This window comes from Kitasatospora sp. NPDC004799, from assembly GCF_040609095.1.
Classification (GTDB): Bacteria; Actinomycetota; Actinomycetes; order Streptomycetales; family Streptomycetaceae; genus Kitasatospora.
The window spans coordinates 1-1,884 of the sequence record NZ_JBEXJK010000731.1 but is presented as its reverse complement, the minus strand read 5'-3'; the positions used below and the strand labels follow the sequence as shown (position 1 = coordinate 1,884).

2 protein-coding genes and 1 pseudogene are annotated in these 1,884 nt (G+C 77.4%); 1 reads left to right on the top strand and 2 read right to left on the bottom strand.

Going from position 1 to position 1,884, the window contains the following annotated elements; all coding sequences use genetic code 11:
- Positions 1–57: 57 nt before the first annotated feature.
- Both ABZW03_RS40330 and ABZW03_RS40325 read right to left on the bottom strand, forming a co-directional pair.
- On the bottom strand, positions 58–690 hold the full coding sequence (locus ABZW03_RS40330) for a sigma-70 family RNA polymerase sigma factor (protein ID WP_355269786.1): 633 nt from the start codon (positions 688–690) through the stop codon (positions 58–60).
- Between the two features lie 299 nt (positions 691–989).
- Entirely contained in the window at positions 990–1,367 is a 378-nt protein-coding gene (locus ABZW03_RS40325) for a hypothetical protein (protein WP_355269784.1), read from the bottom strand.
- A 272-nt stretch (positions 1,368–1,639) separates the two neighbouring features.
- Between ABZW03_RS40325 and ABZW03_RS40320 the strand changes: the two are divergent.
- Positions 1,640–1,884 (top strand): annotated as a pseudogene (locus tag ABZW03_RS40320) (hypothetical protein); the annotation flags it as partial.

Here is a 1,884-nt window from a genome sequence, read left to right as displayed (position 1 = left end):
GAGGAGGTCCGCGTGGCGGATTCGCCGCACCGGGCCGCGCGGGGGGAGGCAGGGCCGTCAGCCGGCCGCCGAGGCGGCCCCGCGCTCCGCCGGGGCGTAGCCGTGCTCCGCCGCCAGCACCGGACGCAGCGCCCGGATCGCGTAGAAGTTGCGGGACTTGACCGTCCCCGGCGGCACCCCCAGCCGGGCCGAGGCCTCCAGCACCGAGCGGTCCTTGAGGTGCAGCTCGACCAGCACCTCGCGGTGGTGCTTCTGCACCCGGCGCAGCGCCAGCGCGATGTCCCGGGCCACCACCACCTGCTCGTACGGGTCGTCGGCGACCGGCTTGTCCTCCACCGGCTCGCCGATCACCTCCTTGGCGCGGGCGGCGGCCATCCGGTAGTGGTCGATCGCGATCCGCCGGGCGACCGTGAACAGCCACGGCCGGCTCGCCTCCGGCCCGGCGGCCAGCGCCTCCGGGTGCTGCCAGGCGCGCAGCAGGGTCTCCTGGAGGATGTCCTCGGCCTTGCCGCGGTCCCCGCCGGTCGCCCGCAGCAGCGCACGCAGCAGGTAGCCGCCGTGCAGCCGGTGGATCTCGGCGAGCGTGTCCGGGTCGAGGGTCGGACGGGCCGGGGCGGTGACGCCCTCCGGCGCGGCCGCCGGACCCTCGGACGGCGGGGTGACGGACGTGGACTGGGCGACGGACGGCATCGACACGCGCTACCTCTCAGGTCGGGCAGGGGGCGCAGCACGGGCAGGGACATGCTGGGCACCGGCCGGACAACCCCGGCGGTGGCTGCGACAGCACACTGCCGGAGGCCGCCAAGTCCGCACCAAGGATCCGCCAACGCCCCGGCGGGGGCGCTCGGCCCGGCCCCCGGATGCCGCTGTTGGCGGGCGGCGGCGACTGTTGGCCGATCGTTAGCGGCCGTGAGCCGCGGCCCTTTTCGCCACCCGCCGCGACGGCGCCCGGCCCGCGGCGGTGCCGGGCCCGCGGCGGTGCCGGCCGGTCAGCGCCCGGTCAGCGCGCTGAGCAGCTCGCCCACCCCGTCCTCGCCGCGGTGCTCGATCAGCACCGCGACCCAGGTCGCCAGCCGCTGCCGCTCCGCCGCCGACCACCGCGGGGCCGACGGGTGCTCGTCCACCACCAGCGCCGTCGCCACGCCCAGCAGCCCGGGCTCGGGCCGCGGCCACCACCGCCCCTCCGGCACCGCGCGCAGCGCCAGCCGCCGGGCGACCGCGATCACCTCCTCCGCCTCCGCCTCCGGCACCGCCAGCCCGGCCGGGCCGGCCGCGCTCGGCTCCCCGGCCCGCACCAGGGCCGCGACGAACTCCCGCACCTCCGGTCCGTCCGCGGCCAGGCCGCGCCCCTCCCCCGTCCCGTTCACGGCACTCACGCTCCTTCCGACTCGGTGGCACTCGGCGGGCGCCGGGTGCCACCGAACGACGGTACCGATCGGTAGCCGCTCGGGCGGAGGGTTTTTCGATGCGGCCCCTCCCGATGTCAAGGGGCGCTCGGTGCACCCTCACCCGCTCAACGGACCTTCCAGTGCGGGCGGTTCAGTGAACCGGAACGACTCCTTCAGCCGTAGTCCCGGCTGTACGGGCCGGCCGAACCGGAGGCACCGGTCCGGCGCTCCTTGGACCGGGAGTCCTTCCGATGGCTTTCTCCGACGGCACCGCAGGGGCGGGCTGCACCCCCCAGGCCGCACCCGACTACTCGCCGACCGCCTGGCCCGAGCCGGTCGCGCTGGCGCCCCGGCGCCCGCTCGACCCGCTCGGCACCGTGCTCATCCCGCCGGCCGAACGGCAGCTGTTCACCCGGGCGTCGGGCGTCGAACCGGCTCCGGCCGCGCCGGTCCCGGTCGCGCCGGTCCCGCTCGTGCTGCCCTCGGTGGCGCCGCC

What these genes read in the sequence shown, in the direction of transcription:
- ABZW03_RS40330 (WP_355269786.1), bottom strand. Translation starts at nt 690, where the DNA reads ATGCCGTCCGTCGCCCAGTCCACGTCCGTCACCCCGCCGTCCGAGGGT.